General features: G+C 58.5%; 17 protein-coding genes and 1 pseudogene. 6 read left to right on the forward strand and 12 right to left on the reverse strand.

All coding sequences use genetic code 11. The features are described from left to right. The 5 genes and pseudogenes from Q0677_RS03415 to gabT form a co-directional block, all read right to left on the reverse strand. Nucleotides 1–539, reverse strand: a 539-nt coding sequence (locus Q0677_RS03415; RefSeq protein ID WP_298905820.1) for an electron transfer flavoprotein subunit beta/FixA family protein, incomplete at its 3' end; no start/stop codon positions are given. 21 nt (nt 540–560) lie between these two features. Further along, nucleotides 561–1,435: pseudogene (locus tag Q0677_RS03420) on the reverse strand (3-hydroxybutyryl-CoA dehydrogenase). A gap of 4 nt (nt 1,436–1,439) precedes the next feature. Beyond that, entirely contained in the window at nt 1,440–2,870 is a 1,431-nt protein-coding gene (locus Q0677_RS03425) for an aldehyde dehydrogenase family protein (RefSeq protein WP_298905823.1), read from the reverse strand. Nucleotides 2,871–3,016: 146 nt separating this feature from the next. After that, complete coding sequence (locus Q0677_RS03430) at nt 3,017–4,231, reverse strand: acyl-CoA dehydrogenase (protein WP_282182940.1); 1,215 nt, start codon at nt 4,229–4,231, stop codon at nt 3,017–3,019. A gap of 12 nt (nt 4,232–4,243) precedes the next feature. Further along, nucleotides 4,244–5,548, reverse strand: coding sequence for a 4-aminobutyrate--2-oxoglutarate transaminase (gene gabT, locus Q0677_RS03435; RefSeq protein WP_298905831.1), 1,305 nt, complete (start codon nt 5,546–5,548; stop codon nt 4,244–4,246). Nucleotides 5,549–5,706: 158 nt separating this feature from the next. On the opposite strand from gabT, the gene Q0677_RS03440 reads away from it, so the two are divergent. Continuing rightward, nucleotides 5,707–6,288 (forward strand): cupin domain-containing protein, encoded by a 582-nt coding sequence (locus Q0677_RS03440; protein ID WP_133486125.1) that lies wholly within the window; start codon nt 5,707–5,709, stop codon nt 6,286–6,288. Between the two features lie 9 nt (nt 6,289–6,297). Beyond that, nucleotides 6,298–7,404, forward strand: a complete 1,107-nt coding sequence (locus tag Q0677_RS03445) for a CaiB/BaiF CoA-transferase family protein (protein WP_298905842.1) — start codon at nt 6,298–6,300, stop codon at nt 7,402–7,404. A 185-nt stretch (nt 7,405–7,589) separates the two neighbouring features. Here the strand turns inward: Q0677_RS03445 and Q0677_RS03450 are convergent, their stop codons facing one another. Genes Q0677_RS03450 through dctP form a run of 3 tightly spaced genes read right to left on the reverse strand, consistent with a single transcriptional unit; the run spans nt 7,590 to nt 10,537 of the window. Next, on the reverse strand, nt 7,590–8,903 hold the full coding sequence (locus tag Q0677_RS03450) for a TRAP transporter large permease subunit (protein WP_282182943.1): 1,314 nt from the start codon (nt 8,901–8,903) through the stop codon (nt 7,590–7,592). Nucleotides 8,904–8,945: 42 nt separating this feature from the next. Next, nucleotides 8,946–9,521, reverse strand: coding sequence for a TRAP transporter small permease subunit (locus tag Q0677_RS03455; RefSeq protein WP_298905844.1), 576 nt, complete (start codon nt 9,519–9,521; stop codon nt 8,946–8,948). Continuing rightward, complete coding sequence (gene dctP / locus Q0677_RS03460; RefSeq protein ID WP_282182945.1) at nt 9,521–10,537, reverse strand: TRAP transporter substrate-binding protein DctP; 1,017 nt, start codon at nt 10,535–10,537, stop codon at nt 9,521–9,523. The genes Q0677_RS03455 and dctP overlap by 1 nt, the downstream gene beginning before the upstream one ends. A 389-nt stretch (nt 10,538–10,926) precedes the next feature. Between dctP and Q0677_RS03465 the strand changes: the two genes are divergently transcribed. Beyond that, the gene (locus tag Q0677_RS03465) at nt 10,927–12,381 is read left to right on the forward strand and encodes a biotin carboxylase (RefSeq protein ID WP_298905846.1); all 1,455 of its coding nucleotides are present in this window, start codon (nt 10,927–10,929) and stop codon (nt 12,379–12,381) included. A 30-nt stretch (nt 12,382–12,411) separates the two neighbouring features. Here Q0677_RS03465 and Q0677_RS03470 read toward each other — a convergent pair whose 3' ends face one another. Beyond that, complete coding sequence (locus Q0677_RS03470; RefSeq protein ID WP_298905849.1) at nt 12,412–12,780, reverse strand: hypothetical protein; 369 nt, start codon at nt 12,778–12,780, stop codon at nt 12,412–12,414. 77 nt (nt 12,781–12,857) lie between these two features. Between Q0677_RS03470 and Q0677_RS03475 the strand changes: the two genes are divergently transcribed. The 3 genes from Q0677_RS03475 to Q0677_RS03485 are packed head-to-tail and all read left to right on the forward strand — an operon-like array spanning nt 12,858 to nt 15,597. Next, nucleotides 12,858–14,078 (forward strand): C45 family peptidase, encoded by a 1,221-nt coding sequence (locus Q0677_RS03475; RefSeq protein WP_298905851.1) that lies wholly within the window; start codon nt 12,858–12,860, stop codon nt 14,076–14,078. Beyond that, nucleotides 14,078–14,992 (forward strand): carbon-nitrogen hydrolase family protein, encoded by a 915-nt coding sequence (locus Q0677_RS03480; RefSeq protein ID WP_298905852.1) that lies wholly within the window; start codon nt 14,078–14,080, stop codon nt 14,990–14,992. The genes Q0677_RS03475 and Q0677_RS03480 overlap by 1 nt, the downstream gene beginning before the upstream one ends. 44 nt (nt 14,993–15,036) lie before the next feature. Beyond that, nucleotides 15,037–15,597 carry a VOC family protein gene (locus tag Q0677_RS03485; protein WP_298905854.1) on the forward strand — a complete coding sequence of 187 codons (561 nt, stop codon included), beginning with the start codon at nt 15,037–15,039 and terminating at the stop codon, nt 15,595–15,597. A gap of 598 nt (nt 15,598–16,195) precedes the next feature. On the opposite strand, the gene Q0677_RS03490 is transcribed toward Q0677_RS03485, so the two are convergent. From Q0677_RS03490 to Q0677_RS03500, 3 genes are all read right to left on the reverse strand, one after another. After that, nucleotides 16,196–16,495 carry a 4a-hydroxytetrahydrobiopterin dehydratase gene (locus Q0677_RS03490; RefSeq protein WP_298905857.1) on the reverse strand — a complete coding sequence of 100 codons (300 nt, stop codon included), beginning with the start codon at nt 16,493–16,495 and terminating at the stop codon, nt 16,196–16,198. A 150-nt stretch (nt 16,496–16,645) separates the two neighbouring features. Next, on the reverse strand, nt 16,646–17,905 hold the full coding sequence (locus Q0677_RS03495) for a DUF4147 domain-containing protein (protein WP_298905859.1): 1,260 nt from the start codon (nt 17,903–17,905) through the stop codon (nt 16,646–16,648). A gap of 6 nt (nt 17,906–17,911) precedes the next feature. Next, nucleotides 17,912–18,889: a CoA ester lyase gene (locus tag Q0677_RS03500; protein WP_298905863.1), complete on the reverse strand. Its 978-nt coding sequence runs from the start codon at nt 18,887–18,889 to the stop codon at nt 17,912–17,914. Nucleotides 18,890–18,907: the final 18 nt, after the last annotated feature.

Raw genomic sequence — 18,907 nt, forward strand, 5'->3', positions numbered from 1 at the left:
ACGGTAACGATGGTCGGCATCTTCACCTTGATGGTCTGCAGGCCGCCGTCGACTTCGCGGGTCACAACAGCGTTGTCACCGTCGATGTCCAGTTCCGACGCAAAGGTGCCTTGCGACCAGCCCAGAAGGGCCGACAGCATCTGGCCGGTGGCGTTCATGTCGTTGTCGATGGCTTGCTTGCCCGCCAGAACCAGACCGGGCTGCTCTTCTTCAACAACTTTGGCCAGGATCTTGGCAACGGCCAGCGGCTCGATGTCGTTGTGGACGTCGTCCGCAGCGTTCACCAAGATCGCGCGGTCCGCACCCATGGCCAGAGCCGTGCGCAGAGTTTCCTGAGCCTGCTTCACGCCGATCGACACGACGACGATCTCGTCCGCTTTGCCGGCTTCCTTCAGGCGGATGGCCTCTTCGACGGCAATCTCGTCAAAGGGGTTCATCGACATTTTTACGTTGGCAAGATCGACACCGGTCCCGTCCGCTTTCACACGAACCTTCACGTTATAGTCGATCACGCGCTTCACAGGCACTAGCACCTTCATTGGCGTGTATCTCCTTGTTTGTTACCGAGTAGGTTCGGGGGTGTCCCCCCGATAGTCATAGAAGCCGCGTCCGGCTTTGCGCCCGACCCAGCCTGCTTCCACATATTTCACCAACAGCGGGCAGGGGCGGTATTTGGTGTCTGCCAGCCCGTCATGCAGCACGTTCATGATCGCCAGACAGGTGTCCAGACCGATGAAGTCGCCCAGCTCCAGCGGGCCCATCGGGTGGTTCGCGCCCAGCTTCATCGACGCATCAATCGACGCGACCGATCCGACGCCTTCATACAGCGCATAGCACGCTTCGTTGATCATTGGGATCAGGATGCGATTGACGATAAATGCCGGGTAGTCTTCGGCGCTGGCGGCGGTTTTTCCCAGACGTTTCACCACGTCCATGAGGGTCTGATAGGTCTCGTCCGAGGTGGCGATGCCGCGGATCAGTTCGACCAGTTGCATCAGTGGCACAGGGTTCATGAAGTGAAACCCCATGAAGCGTTCCGGACGGTCGGTCTTGGCCGCCAGACGCGTGATCGACAGAGAGGACGTGTTTGTGGTGAGGATCGTGTTTTCCCCAAAGACGACGCCAATCCGGCAAAGATCTGGTTCTTGACGTCCTCACGTTCCGTGGCGGCTTCGATCACCAGATCAGTGCCGCCCAATTCGCCCAAGTCCTGTGTGGTACGAATGTTGGCCAGTGCCTCTGCACGTGCGTCTTTGCCGAGCGTGCCCTTCGACACCTGACGCGCGGTGTTCTTCTCGATCCGCGCCATTGCGGCGGTCAGGGCATCTTCCGAAATATCGTTCAGAAGAACCCTGTACCCGGCAACGGCAAAGGTATGGGCAATCCCGTTGCCCATCTGACCCGCGCCGATCACACCGACAGTCTGAATGCTCATTTGCTTACCCTGCAAAGCTATAGGCGGTTTTCACGGTGGTGTAGAACTCTGCGGCAAAGCGCCCCTGTTCGCGCGAGCCATAGCTGGAGCCTTTGCGCCCACCAAAGGGCACATGGTAGTCGACGCCAGCGGTGGGCAGGTTCACCATCACCATGCCAGCTTGCGACTTGCGCTTGAATTCACGGGCGAATTTCAGGTTCGAGGTGCAGATGCCCGAGGACAGGCCGAACTCGGTGTCGTTGGACACGGAAAGCGCCTCGTCGAAATCTGCGACCTTGATGATCGAGGCGCAGGGTCCGAAAATCTCTTCTCGGCTCGAGCGCATCTGATTGGTGGCCCCGACAAATAGGGCAGGGGCTTGGAAGAACCCTTCCGTGTCGCGGTTCAGACGGTCGCCGCCAATCACGTCAGCCCCTTCGTCGCGGGCCAAGTCAACATAGCCGAGATTGCCGTTCAGCTGGTTTTCAGACACCACAGGTCCGATCTGGGTGGCAGCATCCAGCGGATTGCCCACGGTGAGCGCCTGCATTTCCGTCGACAGTCGATCTACAAACGCGTCGTGGATACCCGCCTGAACAATGATCCGGCTGGAGGCCGTGCAGCGCTGTCCGGTCGAGAAGAAGGCGCCATTCAAAACGGTCGACACGGCGATATCCATATCGGCATCGTCCATGATCACCATCGGGTTTTTTCCACCCATTTCCATCTGCAGCTTCTTCATGCCGCGCGCGGCATCCACGGCCATGTTCCGGCCCACCGGTACCGAGCCAGTGAAGGTGATCGCATCCACGCCGGGATGGTCGACGATGGCTTGCCCGACAACGGACCCGCGCCCCATGACAAGGTTGAACACACCGGCCGGAACGCCCGCCTTGTGCAGGATCTCGGCCAGAACATGTGCCGAGCCGGGTGTCAGGTCGGCGGGTTTGAAGACCACCGTGTTGCCGTAGGCCAGGGCGGGGGCGATTTTCCACGCGGGAATTGCGATGGGGAAGTTCCAAGGCGTGATCATGCCGACCACACCGACCGGTTCGCGCACCACGTCCACGTCCACATCCGGGCGGACCGAGGCGATCGCATCGCCCGCCACGCGGATCGCTTCGCCCGAGAAGAACCGGAAGATCTGCGCCGCACGGGCGGTTTCCCCGATGGCTTCCGCTAGGGTTTTGCCTTCCTCGCGGGCCAGAATGGTGCCGATCTCGTCCTTGCGGGCGAAGATCTCGGTGGCCACGGCTTCAAGGATGTCCGACCGCAGTTGCGGCGAGGCATTGGCCCATGCTGGCAAGGCTGCATTTGCTGCAGCCACCGCATCGCCAACCTGATCAACCGATGCATGGGCATATTCGCCAATGACATCCGATAGGTCTGCAGGGTTGAGGTTCGGGGCGGCATCCACGCCGTCCAGCCATTCGCCGGCAATCAGGTTCTGCTTCATGGTGGCTCTCATTTTATCTGATAGGGGAGGGACCTCACACGAGGTCTCATACACGGGCGGTGACAGCCCGAGCGGATCGAGATGGGATTTCATCAATCACCGGTCGCCACGCGGTTGAGGCGACCGGTTTTTCTTGTGCGCTTGCGTTACGCGAACGCCTGCAGGCCGGTCTGTGCACGGCCCAGGATCAGGGCGTGGACATCGTGGGTACCTTCATAGGTGTTCACCGTTTCCAGGTTCACCATGTGGCGGATCACGTGGAAGTCCTGGCTGATGCCGTTGCCGCCATGCATGTCACGGGCGTGACGGGCGATCTCCAGCGCCTTGCCGCAGTTGTTGCGCTTGATCAGCGACACCATTTCCGGTGCGGCTTTGGCTTCGTCCATCAGGCGGCCAACGCGCAGAGCGGCTTGCAGGCCCAGCGAAATCTCGGTCTGCATGTTGGCGAGCTTCAGCTGGAACAGCTGCATTTGCGCCAACGGCTTGCCAAACTGCTTGCGGTCCAGACCGTATTGACGTGCGCCGTGCCAGCAGGCTTCGGCTGCGCCCATGGCGCCCCATGCGATGCCATAGCGGGCGCGGTTCAGACAGCCGAACGGACCTTTCAGGCCTTCAACATCGGGCAGCAGAGCATCTTCGCCCACTTCGACATTGCTCATCACGATCTCACCGGTGATCGAGGCACGCAGCGACTGTTTGCCTTCGATCTTCGGCGCGGTCAGACCTTTCGTGCCTTTGTCCAGCACAAAGCCCTTGATCTTGCCGTCATGGGCGTCCGACTTGGCCCAGACCACAAACACATCCGCGATCGGCGCATTCGAGATCCACATTTTCGAGCCGTTCAGCACATAGCCACCATCAACCTTCTTGGCCGTGGTTTTCATGCTGCCGGGATCCGAGCCCGCATCGGGTTCGGTCAGGCCAAAACAGCCGATCCATTCGCCCGACGCCAGCTTGGGCAGGTACTTGGCGCGCTGCTCTTCGGTGCCGTAGGCATAGATGGGGTACATCACCAGCGACGACTGAACCGACATCATGGAACGATAGCCGCTGTCCACACGCTCGACTTCGCGCGCGACCAGACCATAGGTTACATAGCCTGCGCCAATGCCGCCGAACTTCTCGGGGATGGTGGTGCCCAGAAGGCCCATCTCGCCCATTTCGCGGAAGATTTCCGGGTCGGTCTCTTCCTTGGCAAAGGCTTCGGTCACGCGCGGGAACAGCTTGTCCTGGGCGTAAGCACGTGCGGCATCGCGCACCATGCGTTCGTCTTCATTCAGCTGATCTTCCAGCAGGAAGGCATCATCCCATGCAAAACCTGCAAGTTCGGGACGGGATTGGGGGGCAAGATCTTTCGCCATATCTTTGTCTCCTTATTCCGCCGCGACGGCGGTTTTGCTAATTGCAGCCTCGATCGAGGCTTCAATGATGTCCAGTGCTTCGTCGACCTGCTCCATCGGCACGGTCAGCGGCGGCAGAAGGCGCACAGCGTTGGCGCGCGTGCCACAGGGTAGGATGATCAGGCCACGTGCCTCGGCTTCGGCCACAATGGCCTGAGTCAGCGCGGGATCAGGGTTGTTCGTCTCGCGGTCGGTGACAAGCTCGAAGGCAATCATAGCACCAAGGCCGCGGACATCACCAATGGCTTCCATGCCCTGACGATCCGCCAGCGTGTTCAAGCGCGCTTTGATCTTTTCACCGATCTCGGTGGCGCGATCACACAGGTTTTCTTCCTCGATCACGTCAAACACAGCGTTGGCTGCGGCAACCGCCAGCGGGTTGCCCGCATAGGTGCCGCCAATGCCGCCCACGGGGGCTGCGTCAACGACTTCGGCCCGGCCAGTGACTGCCGAAAGCGGGAAGCCCCCTGCCAGACCTTTGGCCATGGTGACCAGATCTGCGGCAACACCTGCATGTTCAAATGCAAAGAGCTTGCCGGTCCGCGCGATCCCTGCCTGAACTTCATCCGCGATCAGGATGATACCATAGTCGTCACAGATCTTGCGCAGCGCGCGCAGGAACTCGGGTTGTGCGATGTTGAAACCGCCTTCGCCCTGTACCGGCTCGATGATCATCGCGGCAACGCGCTCGGGGTCGATCGAGCTTTTGAACATGTTGTCCAGCACGGCCAGCGACTGTTCTACGGTTACACCGTGGAACTCGTTCGGGAAGGGGGCGTGCAGCACTTCCGGCGGCATCGCACCGAAGGCTTTCTTATAGGGATTCACCTTGCCGCACAGTGCCATGCCCATCAGGGTACGACCGTGGAAAGCGCCCGAAAACGCGATGACGCCCGAGCGGCCAGTATAGGCGCGGGCCATTTTTACGGCGTTCTCAACCGCTTCGGCGCCCGTGGTCACCATCATGGTTTTCTTGGCGAAATCACCCGGGGTCGAGGCGTTCAGGCGCTCGGCCAGTGCGATGTAGCTTTCATAGGGCGCCACGTGAAAACAGGTGTGGGTGAAGGCCTCAGATTGCTTCGCAACGGCCTCCATCAGCTTGGGGTGGCGGTGGCCAGTGTTGTTCACCGCAATCCCTGCGGCGAAATCGATGAAGCGCTTGCCATCTGCATCCCAGAGTTCTGCGTTATCGGCGCGCACGGCATAGATGCCACGGGTCGCTACGCCATTTGCAACGGCTGCGGCGCGGCGGGATTTAAGTGTCTCAGTGTTGCTCACCAGAGTCTCCTCCAACGTGATGGAATCGGATGTCGATTCACAAGTTCATTGATTCTGACATCATGTATTGCTCAATTTATTGAGCATTGCTAGAGGTAAGTTGGACAAACTTCGCTGAATCGCTCAATCTGAGTAAAAGCGATGAAAGGACCAAAACTATGACGGAAGAATTTGACGTCGGCACCCGTTTGAAGCAGCTTAGGTTGCAGTTTAATATGTCTCAACGGCAATTGGCCGAATCTGCGGGCGTGCCCCATGGGCAGATTTCCATGATCGAAACCAATCGGTCCAGCCCATCCGTTGCGAGCTTGCGCAAAATACTGGGCGGATTCGGCATTTCGATGTCAGAGTTCTTTGAGCCCGACGCGCCTACGTCCTCGCAAATCTTCTTTACCCCCGCTGAACTGCGCGATCTGACGTCTCTGCTGTATCAGGGCAACGACGCCGCGCAGAAGAAGATCACGCTGAAGCAGGTGGGGGATGCCAAATTGCATGGGTTGCAAATCCTGCATGAACGCTATGAGCCCGGCGCCGATACGGGTGAAACCATGATCGAACATGACGCCAATGAAGGCGGCATCGTCATTGAAGGTGAACTGGAGGTCACCGTGGGGCAGGAAACCCGCGTGCTGAAGGCCGGTGACGCCTATCTGTTTAATTCGCGCGAACCGCACAGGTTTCGCAACATGTCTGACCGGGTGTGCAAGGTGATCTCGTCCTGCACCCCGCCCTATCTGTAAGGACCCAATATGACCCCTCTTGCTGGACTGAAAGTTGTAGAACTGGCCCGCATCCTTGCTGGCCCCTGGATCGGTCAATCGCTTGCCGATCTTGGTGCCGAAGTGATCAAGGTGGAAAGCCCAGCGGGGGATGATACGCGCAAATGGGGACCTCCGTTCATTGAGCGGGACGGTGATAAATCCGCCGCCTATTATTACGCCGCAAACCGCGGCAAAGACTGCGTGACCTGTGATTTCCGCACGCCGGAAGGGCAGGAGCAGGTGCGCGAACTGATCAAGGATGCCGACATTCTGATCGAGAACTTCAAGGTCGGCGGGTTGGCCAAGTACGGGCTGGACTATGACAGCGTGAAAGAGCTGAACCCGCGTCTGATCTATTGTTCGATCACCGGGTTCGGACAGGACGGGCCTTACGCCAAGCGCGCGGGGTATGATTTCTTGCTGCAAGGCATGTCCGGGTTGATGTCGATCACCGGCGAACCAGAGCGTCAGCCGCAAAAGGTCGGCGTGGCGGTTACTGATATCGTGACCGGGCTTTACGGCACCATCGGCGTGTTGGCCGCGGTCGAGCAGCGCCATCGCACTGGACGGGGGCAACATATCGACATGTCTTTGCTGGACTGCGCAACGGCGATGCTGGCCAATCAGGCGATGAACTTTCTGGCGACCGGGGAAAGCCCTCAGCGTCGCGGAAATGCGCACCCGAATATTGCGCCTTATCAGGTGCTGCCCACGGCGGATGGTCATTTCATTCTGGCCGTTGGGAATGACGGGCAGTTCCAGCGTTTCTGCGATGTCATTGATCGCCCGGATCTGCGCGACAATCCGGATTTCGCCACCAACCAGCTGCGCGTGGAAAATCGGGATGTGCTGACCATCGAGATCGAGCGGGAAACGCAGAAGTGGCTGAAGGTCGATCTGCTGGAGGCGCTTGAGGCGGCGACGGTGCCCGCCGGTCCGATCAACTCGGTCGGTGAGGCGTTTGACGATGCGCAGATCCAGCATCGCGGCATGCAGATCACCCCGGAAGGCGTGCCGGGCGTGCGTGGGCCTTGGGTGTTCTCAGACGCCGAGCTGGCGCTGGACAAGTCGGCGCCCGTGCTGCCGACCTCCTGAGCCAAGAAAACTGAACAGATAGGGCCGGGTTTCTACCCGGCCTTTTTTGTGGCCGCTTCAGGCGGAACACCGCGGTCGATGGCGCATTCAGAAGAAAAAAAGCCGCCCAAAGGGGCGGCCAGTTACGGGAATTTCTGTGAAATGCGCCAGACGCCGCCGAGAAGCGGCGCCTGATCGTTTCGCGTTTAGAACAGCAGACTTGGTAGCCACAGGGCGATCTGCGGGAAAGCCACCACCAGCGCAAGGCCGATGATCTGCAGCGCCACAAAGGGCAATGCCGCCTTGTAGATGTCCCCAATGGTGATCTCGGGTGGCGCCACGGAGCGCATGTAGAACAGGTTGTAGCCGAACGGTGGCGTCAGATAGGCCGATTGCATCGACAGGATGAACAGCACCGCAAACCATGTGGTGTCATAGCCAAGTTCGCGCACGATCGGCACAAACAGCGGCACGGTGATGAACACGATGGCAAAATCATCCAGAAACATGCCCAGCACGAAATAGGTGGCCAGCATGGCGATGATCACCCAGATGGGGGACAGGTCGAAATCCTCGATCAACTCACCCACGATCTGTCCTGCGCCCAGACCCACATAGATCTTGGAAAAGAACACCGCTGCGATGGTGATCCACATCAGCATCCCCATCAGCTTGGTGGTGGTCAGCATCACGTAGCGCAACATATCCCAGTTCAGGCGTCTCTGAATGGCGGCGATCACCAGTGACCCGAAAGCACCAATCGCAGAGGCCTCGGAAGGCGAGGTTACGCCGCCGATGATACAGCCCAAAACCGTCACAATCAGGATGCCCGGCGCGATCAGAAAGCGCAGCGATAGGATCTTCTCTTTCGCGGTGAATTGCTCTTCGGCGGGCGGACCCATCGACGGGTTGATGCGACAGCGCACCAGAATATAGGTGATGTAGATCCCTGCCAGCATCAGGCCGGGAATAAGCCCCGCAGCAAAAAGCTTGCCTACCGAGTCGCGCGACAGGAAGGCGTAGATGATCATCAGAACCGACGGCGGGATCAGAAATCCAAGCGCGCCACCTGCCATGATCGTCCCGGTGACCAATTGGCTGTCATAGCCACGTTTCAGCATCGCTGGCAGGGCAATGATGCCCAGCGATACGGTGGCTGCACCCGACACACCCGCCATTGCGGCAATCAGCGCGCAGATGATCACGGTGCCAATGCCCAGACCGCCGGGCAGACGACCCATCAGTTTGTGGATCATCTCGAACAGGTCATCCGTGATGCCAGAGCGTTGCAGCACCAGCCCCATGAAGATGAACATCGGCAGGGCGACAAGCAAAAAGTTATCCATCGCCGAGAAGGTCGACGACACCAGAAGGTCCAGTCCGCCATCGCCATAGATCAACCAGGCGCTGCCTACGCCGCAAATGGTCAGCGCCCAAGCAAGCGGTGCACCCAGCGCCATAAGCCCGAGCATCGAAAGAAACATGATCGCAGTGATCGTGAGGGGATCCAGGTCCGCCATATCTTCACTCCCTGACAGGGCCTCCCGCCCCGCCCAATTGAATTAGTCTTGTGCCTCGGGGATGTATTCCGGGTCGGTCTCTGAATCGTCTTCACCCTCGCGCGGGTCTTCAAATTCGATGCCTAGCATGGTCAGAAACGCGCGTACGAACTCGGCAAGGTTCTGAAGCCACACCAAGCCAACCGCGATCGGAATGACCGTCTTGATGGGGTATAGTGCGGGCTGCCAAATCGACTTGTTGGAATACTCGCGCACGGCCCAGCTTTCGGCGGCGAACTCGACCGCCATGACGAAGAAGATCCCCATGACCAGAAGGCCGATGGCAAAGACGATCACGTCACAGGTTGCGCGTGTACGCGTGCCCAGCATGCCCCAGATCACTTCCGAGCGCACATGGCCGCGATGGCGCAGCGTGAAGGCACCCGCCAGAATGCAGAACCCGCCGTAAAGCATGGTCGACATTTCATGCGCCCAGATGGTTGGCGAGTTGAGGAAATAGCGAGCGATAATCTCCAGCATCAGCACGGCGATCATCGCAAGCGTCAACCAAGAAATGGCCCGCCCGACGTACTCGGACAGGCCATCTTGAATGACAAGATATCTTGTCACCCAAGCCATTACAGACGGCCTTGGGCCTTCGCATTGGCGACCAGAGCGTCAATGAACTTCTGGTTGCGCGGGCTGCGAGCGGCTTCTTCCTGCCATACACCCTGAGCGGCTTGCGTCAGAGCTTTCGAGTCTGCATCCGGCAGAGTGGCGTACTGGAAGGTGCCTTCAGCAACGCCTTCGTTGCCGTCTGCCAGCCACTGGTGGATGTCGTCAGCAAACTGCTGGATCGCAGTTTCCAGGATCTCTTTGTGTTCGTCCGACAGGCTGTTCCATGCTTCGGGGTTGGCCAGGAACGTTTCGGTCCAGCCCGGCATCAGCATGTTCATGAAGGTGTAGTTGGTTGCGGTTTCGTGCAGCTTCAGCTGTTCGTACTCAACCGGACCACCGTAGATAGCGCCGTCGATCACGCCGGTCGACATGCCGATGTAAAGCTCTTGTGCGGGCAGGTAGACGGTCGGAATGTCAAATGCTGCCAGAACCTTCGCCACGTTCGAGGTTGCGCGGATCTTGCGGGTCTTCAGATCGTCCAGCGAGGTCACCGGCTCTTTGGTCAGCAGGTCGTAGTTGTGACCATAGCCCTTACCCAGATAAACAGTGCCAGCTTCGGCGTAGGCTTCGGTCAGCAGGGCGTCCACTTCGGCGCTTTCAAACAGACCCTTGGCTTCTGCAACGGTTGCCCAGGCACCCGGAAGACCGGCTTCGATGTTGCCCACGTCAATCTGACCCGACCAGTAGCCGCCGGTGCCGTGCACGATGTCGACGGTGCCTTTTGCCACGGCGTCAGCAAACTGGTCCGACGCGACCAGCTCGCCACCACGGAAGTACTGGATGCGCAGCGTGCCGTTCGATGCTTCCTTGACGGCGTCGCGGAACTTCTTGGCAATCGGATCGATCTCGGTGCCATAGAAGGTGTGGAAGCGCAGGCGGACGGTGTCAGCGCTTGCGGTCGTGGCAACCGAAGCCAGCGCTGCTGCACCTGCCAGTGCGCCAAGAGCGGCGCGACGCGTGAAGGTCGTGAAAGTCATTAGTGTTCCTCCTAAAGCGGCACATTCATTCGATGTCAGTTGCTGTGCCGGTCCCTCAATGGGGGTTGTTTCCTTACGTCAACGTGGCTAGCGTTCTACAGCATGAAACATGGTGATATCAACAATTATGAACGCCAAAATGCGGATCATGGTCAAAATATAAAGCATATATAATGCTCGGGGGGAGGGTTGAGAGTTTATTAAGTGTTTTAAATGAACGTGTTAAGGGGTTTCGAGCCTCTTTGTGTCACGGTCTAAAACTCAGGAAACTGAGCGATAATGATCTGCAATATCAAGCGCTAACGGCGCAGAAAAACACACATCGCACTGATTCGAGATTGGCCTCGTGGCTGGCGGTTGGATCTGGCGAGAATGAGAGGACCCCAACGATGACATCAGGAAAACCAACCCTAAATGGGTTGACCGAGATCTACCGTTACTTGCGGCGGAATGAAACGCCGATCTATGTGATCATGCCTACGCCATTCAACTTGATGGGGCTGGATCAATGGGTAGGTGGGCTCGAGTATGTGAACTACTTCGACATCTTTGATGGCCGCCATCCTCGTATCTTCCTGCCGTCACAAACAGGCCCACAGGATTTCCGCTCGATGGAGGATGTCGGGAACTATCTGGTGGACCATCCAGAGTTCAGAGACCGGGTAAGCTCGAGCGATCCTGGCATGGCGCTATTTGTGCAGTTTGACGAGACGACAGAAGAGTTGTGCGAGGAGGTTGGGCTGACCATCGCGCTGCCATCGAACGAGCTGCGCAACAGATTGGACAGCAAGATCGAAACGACCCGCCTTGGGAACGAGGCAGGCGTCGCTAGTGCCCCCAATATCATGGGCGAAGCCAACACCTATGGCGATCTCACCAAACTGGCCGAGCGTGCAGGTCTTGGAAGCGACCTGGTGGTGCAGACGCCTTACGGAGACAGCGGGCGCACCACATTCTTCATCAAGTCGAAAGAGGACTGGGAAAAGCACGCGTCCAAGATCGTTGGGCAGTACCTTAAAATCATGAAGCGCCTGAACCACCTGCCGGGCACGATTGAAGGCTGCGCGACGCGCCATGGTGCGTTGGTTGGCCCGGTTATGACCGACATCACCGGGTTCGAGGAAATCACACCTTATAAAGGCGGATGGTGCGGGAATGACATTTCGCCGGCCATTTTGCCGGACGGCGTCCCCGAGAAGGTTCGGGATATGGCGCGCAAGTTTGGCGACCGTCTTTATGCGGAAGGCTACAAAGGCGTTTATTGCATCGACTTCCTTTTGGATACAGACACCAATGAAGTGTATCTGGGCGAGCTGAACCCGCGTATTTCGGGGGCGTCACCGCCCACCAACCTGATCACCTCGACTTACGGCGGCTGCCCGCTCTTCTTGTTCCATCTTCTGGAATATATGGATGTCGACTATGAGATTGATATCGAAGAGGTTCAGGCGCGTTGGAACCACTATGATCACTGGACACAGCTGATCCTCAAGCAGACTGAAGACAAGGTCGAGCTGATCACAAAGGCGCCTCAATCCGGGATCTGGCAGATGGATGAGGATGGCGAGATCGACTTTCTTCGGCCGAGCTATAACATCAATGCAATTGGTGGCGAGGACGAGGCCTTCTATCTGCGCGCTTATGGTGTCGGCGAGTACTGCTATCACGGCGCAGATCTGGGATGCCTTCTGGCGCGTGGCCGGATGCAGTCGGATGATCGCGAGCTTCTGGAACGGGCGAAGCAGTGGAACGCTGCCATCAAGGCGCAGTTCAAAAGCGTACCACTTTCACCGAATACGCATGTGTCGCTGCCAAGTGACATGACGGCCGGGAAATGGTTCTAAGCCGCGCCGTAAACGTACCTGACTTTCGGCTTATCGTTGCGGCCCTGCCTCAGGCGCCGCGACAGTCACCGGATCCAGCTCGTTGCGGACCCAAAAATAACGGAAACCTTGCTCTCTCAGCCAGGTTTCCAACCTGTCCAGGCTTCCCCATTCGCGCCGCAATCCCCGGGCGCTTTCGACATAGACCCAGCTGTTGTCGACCAGGAAATACACCGTCCAGGTATTTGGGTTCTTTTCCTGATCTCCAAACCCGCCACCTTGGACATGCCGCTCGGTGCGCACCACCACAGGGTAGTGGGTGATACGATAGGTGGCCAGCAGTTCGGGCAGGTCGTTCTGACGGACTGAGGTGTTGGGTTCTTGGGCAGGTAACATGGCGCCATAATCGGCACCGCGCATGAAATGTCAACGCGGGCAAAAACGGGGAAAGCTTGACATCATGGTCTATGGTGTTAGACAGCAAGTGATCGTTCTGCATGCTCAGAGGCTTTGACATCATGCACCTCACCTTTCGCAGCCTACACGAAGACGTGCCAGGAGAAGCCTGGCGTCGCGTCGTGTCGCATGGCTGGCCGGGGTGGAGCGAATGGTTCAACGCGCGACGTGGCAAGCTGCTCCAATCGCGAGAGATTGACGTCCGTCGCGCGGTCAGGCGGCACATGCCGGAATATGAAGCGCTCTGGGATGATCTTAATCAGGTCAGCGATGCAGATGACGATCTGGCGCTGTTTCTCGGGTTTTGGTGTCCACCAAGGTACTTGGTGAATTGTTCACAAGCCGTGGTGATTGACGATGATGGGCCATTCTTGATCCGAAACTACGATCTTGATCCCGCGCTGAACGAAGCCACCTTTCTGACGACAGGATGGCGCGGCACCAAGGTCATGGGCATGGTCGAGGCCATGGCAGGACTGGCCGACGGGATGAACGAGCACGGGCTTGCCGCCTCGTTGACCTTTGGGGGGCGGATCGAAACGGGCAGGGGGTTTGGCATCCCCCTGATCATGCGCTACCTGCTGCAAATGTGCCGAAATGTTCAAGAGGGCGTTGAAGCACTGCGCGCTGTTCCCTCGCACATGTCCTACAACATTACATTGGTTGACGCGTCCGGCGATTGGGCAACCGTTTTTGTCGCGCCGGATCGACCGGCGATTGTGCGCAAGCAGCCCTGGGCAACCAACCATCAGCTTGGTGTGGAATGGCCACGTCACGGCCGGATATCAAACACGATGGGCCGCGCAGAGCACTTAGGGCAGCTTTTGAAAGATCGCGGTACCGATGCCACCGTCTTGACCCGTGAGTTTCAACAAGAACCGGTTTTCAGCACCAACTACAGTCAGGGTTTTGGCACTGTCTATACGGCAGCGTACCGCCCTGTCCAGCGAACGTCCGAGCTGCGCTGGCGGGATGGGACCACGATGCACAACAGCTTTCAATCTTCGAAGCATGACAAACAGGTCGAACAGCGCATCTCGTATTCTGACAAGGGATCCTATGCTCCGGCCGCGTCGGGCGGTCTTAGTGGGGCCAAATTGCCCGACTGGTTTGGCACTTTCATCAACGACGTCCGCGCCCCTGCAGATGAAGAAGAAAAGCTTCGACTGGCAGCCTTTTGGAGGCGCAATCACCTAGGGGAAGACCATGGATGGTTAAACCTTACCCCGTGTTCAGCAGATAAAACTGAGGAGGACAGTTAATGTCTCGTTTCGCCATTGCCGGCATTCAAATGCACATCACAACACACCGCAATATCGAAGAAATGCGCCAGCGCATGGAGATCTTGTTTCACCTGTATCCGTGGGTGCAGATGGTTGTGTTCTCGGAACTTGCGGCACACGGACCGGCAATTCATGCCAAGCAACCGGCAGGCGGCAGCTTTGAACGCGAGTTTGCCGAAATGGCACGCCGTTACGACACGTGGCTAATCCCCGGGTCTTACTTCGAGGAACTGGATGGCGCGGTCTACAACACCACCCCAGTGTTCAACCCACAAGGCGAGGTCGTCACCCGGTATCGCAAGATGTTCCCGTTTACGCCTTATGAAGAAGGTGTCACGCCCGGACGCGAATTCTGTGTCTTCGACGTTCCTGATGTGGGCCGGTTCGGCGTGTCCATCTGCTATGACCTCTGGTTCCCCGAGGTTACCCGCACGCTGACCTCGATGGGGGCCGAGGTGATCATCAACCCGGTGCTGGCAAGCTTTGTGGATCGACCTGCGGATCTTGCGATTGCACAGGGGTCGGCAGCGATGTTCCAAAGCTACATCTTCCACATCAACGGTCTGTTGGCGGGTGGTAACGGCTATTCGATGGTGATCGACCCGGCCGGGCAGATCCTGCACCGCGGGAATGTTCAGGAAGAGATGATCCCGATCGAGGTGGACTTCGAACTGGTCCGCCGCCAGCGCCGCAACGGCATCCTGAACATGGGGCAGCCTCACAAAAGCTTCCGCGACTGTGCCGTGGACTTCCCCGTATATCAGCCCGGTTTTGACCGGACGTATCTTGATTCACTTGGGCCGCTTCAGAAGCCCGGTCGCCCAACAGGGCCAAATCTCGTCACGCCCTTGCCCGAGGCACCGACGAAAAAAAGCAAACTGAAGACTGGTTGACGGGCGCGGAACGCACCTGTGAACCACGCTGTAAAGGAAATACCATGACGAACTCCAAAGCCAAAATTCCGACAAAACCCAAAGGTTTCAACGCCATCACGGCCGCAATCTCGGTCGCTAATGTATCCGATGCCTTGGCCTTCTACGGCGAAGTGTTGGGTGCTGAAACGGTCGATGCCCTGACCGTGCCCGGCACTGAAACCGTGGTACATGCAACCGCAAAGATCGCGGGTACGACCATTGTTCTCAGCCTTGACGAAAATGCGCTGCCCCACTCTGGGACCGGCCATGTGACGCTTTACCACTATCTTGAGAACGTCGAGGAAGCTTTCGAGCAGGCGATCAACAACGGCGCCGTCGTCGTGTCGCCCGTCGCTTTGACGTGGTGGGGCGAACTGAGCGCCACGGTCATTGACCCGTTTGGGGTTAAGTGGAGCTTTGCGGAACGCACCGAGACACTGACCAAAGAAGAACGTCAAGAGCGCTTCGAAGAGCTGTACGCAACACCTGTCGTTGACGTCGTCGTCGATGTTGATCCCGCCAGCATTGCGATTGAAGCTCCTGCGATGGGCGCGGAAGACGCTGCGATTGAAGCGACCAACTAATCAAGCTCCTTCACACCAGTTCAAAGACCCCTTCCATGATCATGGCAAGGGGTCTTTTTGTAATGTCGGACCTAGCTGCAGGTTTTGTGGGGCTCAGCTTCGTGAAACGAGCTAGGGACGGGCAGAGCGCTAATCGAGCGCCCTGCCTGCCTCTATCCTCAGCCTCTACTCTAGATCAAATTTTAAGCTGAACCGTGCCGCTGCTCTGGCCCAGTGGCGCCGACCTCGAGCGGACTAAGGGGCAGCGTCCCTGTCCGAATTAAGGCTGGTTTGAACTCGTCTGACAGTACCGCCTCCCACCCACGTCGCAATTTTTCCGTAAGAATTGGTTTTGATTTCTGTCGTCAATTCAGCCGGTTGTGGGGGCTGAGATTCACCGTCGGGATTTCCCTGTTCATTATTGGAAGCCTCGGCACCTGAATTGTCGTGGTGGGTTTTGGCAGGATCTATCCCTGATAAGGGGCGATTTACTAGGGCTGTTGCGTAAACCGAGCGAGCAGGTGTCGGTAGCGATGCGGCGAGAGGGCACCCGAACTACCGGCACGGCCTTTGGGCGACTGACGTGCTCGGAAAGGTCAGACTGATAGCTTGCTCAGGTCTAAGCGTCTGAGAGTGCGTCCATTTTCTTCGCCAGCTTAATATCTAGGTCCGTAAGGCCGTCGACGTCGTGGGTTGTCAATGTAACATCAACCGTTCGATAGACATTGAGCCATTCCGGATGATGGTTCCACTTCTCACACCAAATTGCGACGCGAGACATCCAGCCCCAAGCCTCGACAAAATTTGGAAAGACATAGACTTTCCGAATTGCATCGCGGTCTGAGACCGTGGTCCAACCGGTTTCTCCCAAGGGCAAAAGATGTTCCTGACGCTCTTCAGGTGTCAAAATATCTGCCATGTTCAGCTTTCCTCCACGCTTAAAAGTATAGCGAGTAACTCAGACGACGGAACTCTAAGCCCGCTCTGGTTCATTGATGAGGGCTAACGCGATTTGGCGCTTTTCAATCTCGCCACAGGCAGCAAGCTGTGGGCAGCGTCGCGTCACGACCTACGCCAAAAGCAGCATCTGAATGTCGGCGACATTTGTTCCGGTCGCGCCGGTTTCGAGCAGATCGCCTGCCGCTGACAGGGCTTTATAACTGTCATTATTTGCCAGCAGAGCATGCGGGTCTAATCCCGCAGCGCGAATGCGTGCGGTGGTGCCCGCGTCTGCAAAACCTCCTGCCGCAGAGGTTGGCCCGTCGCGCCCGTCGGTGCCGCCGCTGAGAAATAACCACGGGCGTTTGGGCATCTCTTGCGCGCGCAGGGCGATCCGCAGGGCCAGTTCCTGATTGCGTCCGCCCCGGCCCGTGCCGGTCAGCCGCACGGTGGTTTCGCCGCCGAACAATAACGCGCAGGGACCGTCTGTGACCGGGCTGTGCATGATCCGCTCGGCCGCGCTGGCCACATCCCCGACCAGTGCGTCAGACACGATATGCGCGTCGAAAGACCGGCTGGCGTCTTTCAGCGCAGCCTCAAGGCTCATCCGGTTTGATCCGATCAGGATATTTTTGGGCAGTGGTGGCGCTGGGACAGGGGCCACGCCGTCCTCAAGCCGTGCCCGGATCGCGCCCGGAAGCCGCGCCCAGATCCCGGCCTGTATCGCGATTGTGCGGGCGTCTTCTCGGGTTCCAATCGGAGCAACGGTCGGCCCGCTGGCCACGGCGCGCAGATCGTCTCCGATGACGTCCGACAGAATATAGGCGGTGACCGGGGCAGGGGCGGCCAGCCGCAGCAACCCGCCACCTTTCAGCTGGCTGACCTGTTGGCGCACAAGGTTCATCTGGGTGATGTCAAGCCCCGCCCCCAGCAGCAGCCGGTTCAGCGCGGCCTTGTCCTCAAGCGAGATGCCAGCCAGCGGTGCAGGCAACAGTGCCGAGCCACCGCCCGAGATCAGGGCGATTACCCGGTCGTTTTCGTGCGCGGTGCGCAGCAGGTCCATGACACGTTGTCCGGCGGCTAATCCTGCGGCATCGGGCACCGGATGGCCCGCACGCAAGACGGTCGCGCCGTCCAAATTTGCTGTGTTTTCGTGATGGGTCACCGCCAAGGCGACACGAGGCCCGCGCACATGGTGCAGGGCCTCGGTCAACATGGCAGGCGCGGCTTTGCCGATCGCAATTAGAATGCAGCGCCCACCATCAGACGGCACAGGGAGAGGACGTGCCGCCAGTTCTTTTCGCAAAGCCAGCGCCGGATCTGCCGCCGCCACCGCGTGATCGAAAATCTCTCGCGCGCGGGTGCGCAGGGCAATGGTGTCCAGCGCCATGACAGGTCAGCCCGCAGCGATTTGCTGGGCTTTTTCGACCAGCACTTCGGCCTGACGGATCGAGGCATAGTCGATCAGGCGACCGTCCAGCGACACCGCGCCTTTGCCTGCCGCTTCGGCCTCGGCCATTGCTTCCAAGATGCGCTTGGCTTTGGTCACCTCGGCGCCCGAGGGCGACATGACCTCGTTCGCCAGTGCGATCTGGCTGGGGTGAATGGCCCATTTACCTTCGCAGCCCAGAACGGCGGCGCGTTTGGCCGCAGCCTTATAGCCTTCAGGATCTTGGAAATCCCCAAACGGGCCGTCGATGGGGCGCAGGCCGTTGGCGCGGGCGGCGACCACCATGCGTGCCAGCGCATAGTGCCACATGTCGCCCCAGTGGGTCATACGTGCGCCGTCGTCCATCGGGTCGGTCAGCACCGAATAATCCGGGTTCACGCCGCCGATGATGGTGGTGCGGGCACGGGTCGAGGCTGCATAGTCTGCAACGCCAAAGTGCAGGCTTTCGTTGCGCTTCGAGGCGGCTGCGATCTCGCTGACATTTTGCATGCCAAGCGCGGTTTCGATGATGTGTTCAAACCCGATCCGCTGCTTATAGCCCTTGGCGACTTCGATCTGCGTGACCATCATATCAACGGCATAGACGTCCGCAGCGGTGCCCACTTTCGGGATCATGATCAGGTCAAGGCGTTCGCCCGCCTGTTCCACCACGTCGACCACATCGCGGTACATATAGTGGGTATCCAGCCCATTGATCCGCACTGACATGGTTTTGTTGCCCCAGTCGATGTCGTTCAGCGCCTCGATGATGTTCTTACGGGCTTGCTCTTTTTCATCCGGCGCGACCGCGTCTTCCAGATCCAGAAAGATCACGTCCACGTTGGACTGTGCGGCTTTTTCGAACATGCCGGGCTGGCTGCCGGGTACAGCCAATTCAGAGCGGTTCAGGCGGCCGGGCGCCTGGTCTACGGGAAAAAAGCTCATGGTTGTTGTCCTTGGTTT

Origin of the sequence: uncultured Aliiroseovarius sp. (genome assembly GCF_947492455.1) — a bacterium.
GTDB lineage: Bacteria > Pseudomonadota > Alphaproteobacteria > Rhodobacterales > Rhodobacteraceae > Aliiroseovarius.